This window comes from Mycoplasma leonicaptivi ATCC 49890 (assembly GCF_000622205.1).
Classification (GTDB): Bacteria; Bacillota_I; Bacilli_A; order Mycoplasmatales; family Metamycoplasmataceae; genus Mycoplasmopsis; species Mycoplasmopsis leonicaptivi.
The window spans coordinates 1-3,405 of the sequence record NZ_JHWE01000061.1 but is presented as its reverse complement, the minus strand read 5'-3'; the positions used below and the strand labels follow the sequence as shown (position 1 = coordinate 3,405).

General features: G+C 22.6%; 3 protein-coding genes. 2 read left to right on the top strand and 1 reads right to left on the bottom strand.

What is annotated here, in order from left to right; genetic code table 4:
* Positions 1–227 precede the first annotated feature (227 nt).
* Entirely contained in the window at positions 228–1,607 is a 1,380-nt protein-coding gene (locus BU00_RS0103375; protein ID WP_027121476.1) for an ATP-binding protein, read from the top strand.
* Positions 1,608–1,640: 33 nt separating this feature from the next.
* Here BU00_RS0103375 and BU00_RS0103370 read toward each other — a convergent pair whose 3' ends face one another.
* Positions 1,641–2,174 carry a hypothetical protein gene (locus BU00_RS0103370; RefSeq protein ID WP_027121475.1) on the bottom strand — a complete coding sequence of 178 codons (534 nt, stop codon included), beginning with the start codon at positions 2,172–2,174 and terminating at the stop codon, positions 1,641–1,643.
* A gap of 274 nt (positions 2,175–2,448) precedes the next feature.
* Here BU00_RS0103370 and BU00_RS0103360 point away from each other — a divergent pair, with 274 nt between their 5' ends.
* Positions 2,449–3,150, top strand: coding sequence for a pseudouridine synthase (locus BU00_RS0103360; protein WP_027121474.1), 702 nt, complete (start codon positions 2,449–2,451; stop codon positions 3,148–3,150).
* The last annotated feature ends 255 nt before the right edge of the window (positions 3,151–3,405 follow it).

Sequence of the window (3,405 nt, the reverse complement as noted above, 5' to 3'; positions counted from 1 at the left end):
TTAGTATAATAAATTACTGAAAGTTTAAATTATAAATTTTATGTTTTTTCATAACAACCGCCTTTAACATATTATTTTATAATAATTTTATGACTTTTAAAATTAAAGTAATATTTTCATATATCCATTAAAAAAATTAAAAATTTTAGCATTTTGTGCTTAAACGCAAAATGATTATCAAATAACAAATTTTTAAATGTTATAATTTAAACAGAAGAAAGGTTGAAATGGGATTATTAAATTGTATTGGTGAAACAACTTATTGTGAGAAAAAAATTCAAGTAGAAATAAAAAGACCAAAGAGTTGATTAAAATCAATTTCTGCTTTTGCTAATACAAATGGTGGAAAGCTAATTTTTGGTATCGATGATAATGATAATTTAGTAGGTTTAATAAATGCTAAAAAAGATTGTGAATTCATTAGTGAAATCATTAAAGCAAAACTTGAACCAGTTCCTAATTTTAGTTTGGATATTATTCAAGAAAACAATAAAGAATTTATTATTTTAAATGTGAATAAAGGTCAACAAACACCATATTATTTAATAGATTCAGGTTCTAAATTAGCATATACAAGAATTGGTAATGAAAGTGCATTAGTCAATTCTTGACAGCTAAAAAATTTAGTATTGCAAGGTTTTAATCAAACATTTGACACATTAAATACAAATACACAATTAGACAAAGTTTCTTTTTCTAAACTAAAATCAGTTTATTTTTATACAACATTAAGAGAATTTGAAGATAATGATTTATTATCATTTGCTTTAATAGATGCAAATAATTATTTAACAAATGCAGGGCTTTTATTTGCAGATGAAGGTTGATTATTACAATCACGAATTTTTGCCACAAGGTGAAATGGTTTAGATAAAACCCATGAAAGAATTGAAGCAATTGATGACAAAGAATATAGAGGCAGTTTGTTATATTTATTGCAATCTGGTCAAGATTTTATTAAAAATAACTCAAAAATAATGTGAAAAAAAGGAAAAGAATATCGAATTGAATATCCTGATTATCCAGAAAAAGCTGTAAAAGAAGCTCTTGTGAATGCTATTATCCACAGAGATTATACTCAAATTGGTTCAGAAATACACATTGATATGTTTGATGACAGACTTGAAATTTATTCTCCTGGAGGAATGGTTGATGGTTCATTGATTCAAAATCAAGATCCTTATAAAATTGCATCTAAAAGAAGAAATCCTATTATTGCTGATGTTTTTGCTCGGATGAATTTAATGGAGCGCCGCGGTAGTGGCTTAAAGAAAATTTTACAAACATACCAAATGCAAGCAAATTATGATGATTCACTAAAGCCTATATTTAGTTCGACAAGCAGTTCTTTTTATATAACTTTAAAAAACCTTAATTATAAAAACATTGATAATATCGAAAATAATATCGATAAAAATATTGATATTAATCCAAAACAAGAAATTTTAAAATTTGCAAAAATAAATGGTATTTTTAAATCAAGCCAATTAATAGATGTTTTAGACCTCAAACCAGCCAGAATTAGACAAATTTTGCAATTTTTAGTAAAAAATGATTATTTAGAAACAATAGGTCAAAACAAAAACAGAAGATATAAATTAAAGTAAATAATACACAGAAAAACTTCTGTGTATTATTTATTAAGGATGATATTCTTCATTAATATATTTAACTGACATTGCTTCACAACGTGGACAACCTAAATAACTATGGTCTTTTTTAAAATTAGCATAAAGAGTATTATCATCATATTTTCTTGAATATGTTGTACCATCTAAAAAACTTAAGTCTAAAAGTGGAACATATAAAAACTCTCTTTCTTGAGGTGGTAGAGACATATTAAAAACAGTAAATACTTCAATGTTATGTGTTCTTAATATATTTTTTTTAATAAGATTAATTTCTTCTTGATAGAAGAAATTAATAATATTGTCATAATTCTTTTCAAGGATTTCTTTTCTTTGATTTTCATCAGATTTTTGATAAATATCAAAATTTTCAAGCATATCTTGATGATAGACTTTATAAAAATTATCTTTATTAAATAAATCAATTTGTTTAGTTTCATACATTTTTAAAAAATAGTCAAATTCTTCAAAACTATTTGTTTTACCAAACAAATATGCTCACTCTTTTAAACATATTTCACATACACCATTTACTCTTAATGCCATATAACTCCTAATAATAATATAATTGAAATAGAAGTGCAAATAACTGCAATTTTGTCACTTTTAGATAGATTAATTTTTAACATAAATTATCATTATTTCTTTGATAAAATTATACTTTAAAGATAATAAAATTTTATTAAATATACAACTAAAACAATAATTAGATTAATTTATGTTTTTTATAAAAAAAACATTTTTAACTGTAAAACTTATTTTAATAATTTTAAAAAGTGACAAAATTGCAGTTATTTGATAATTTTTATATAATTATTTTATGAAACAAAAAATAGAAAAATTTATTTTATTCAATACTTCTTACACAAGATCCCAAGTTAAAAAAATGATCAGAAATAAAGAAATAAGTGTAAATAACAAAATAATTTTTTCTTCTTGTTTAATTGATATTACAAAAGATATTGTAACAATAAATAATCAACAAATTATTATAAAAGATAAGTTTGTATACTTTGCTTTAAATAAACCAAGTGACTATGTTTGTGCAAATATTGATAATTTGCATAAAACAGTTTTTGATCTTTTATTAGAAAAAGACCTAAAATATAAGAATTTACATACTGTTGGTAGATTAGATAAAGACACAGAAGGTTTACTTATAATTACTAATGATGGTGAATTTACACATTTAGTCACATCCCCTAAAAAACATATCAAAAAAATTTATTATGTAAAAACAGATAATAAAATCAATTATGAACTAATTAACATTTTTGCAAAAGGAATTGATATTGGTGAAAAGCATTTAACAAAACCTTCTGAATTAGTTATTAAATCGAATAATGAAGCATTATTAACAATTTATGAAGGTAAGTTTCATCAAGTCAAAAGAATGTTTGCCAAGTTTGGATTAAAAGTTGATTATTTAAAAAGAATTCAATTTGGAAACTTACTTTTACCAGATATTAAATTAGGTGAATATATAAGAATTTTTAAAGAAGATATTATAAAAAATACTTAGTTTAAGACTAAGTATTTTTTGAGTGTAAATTAAAGAGTATCGATTCTGTTTTTAAAATGCTTAACTTTTTAATTAATGTTTATAAATAATGTATTCAAATTTTATATTTTTTATAAAAAATTGTTTTAAATTTTACGAAATTATTTTCAGAAACAGAACTTTTGATTAAAGCGTCAATTAAAAAGTCACGATGCAAGTTTCGAGCTTGCTCGTGACTTTTTGTCCCATCTGATAAAATATAGTAATAGTAAAAAG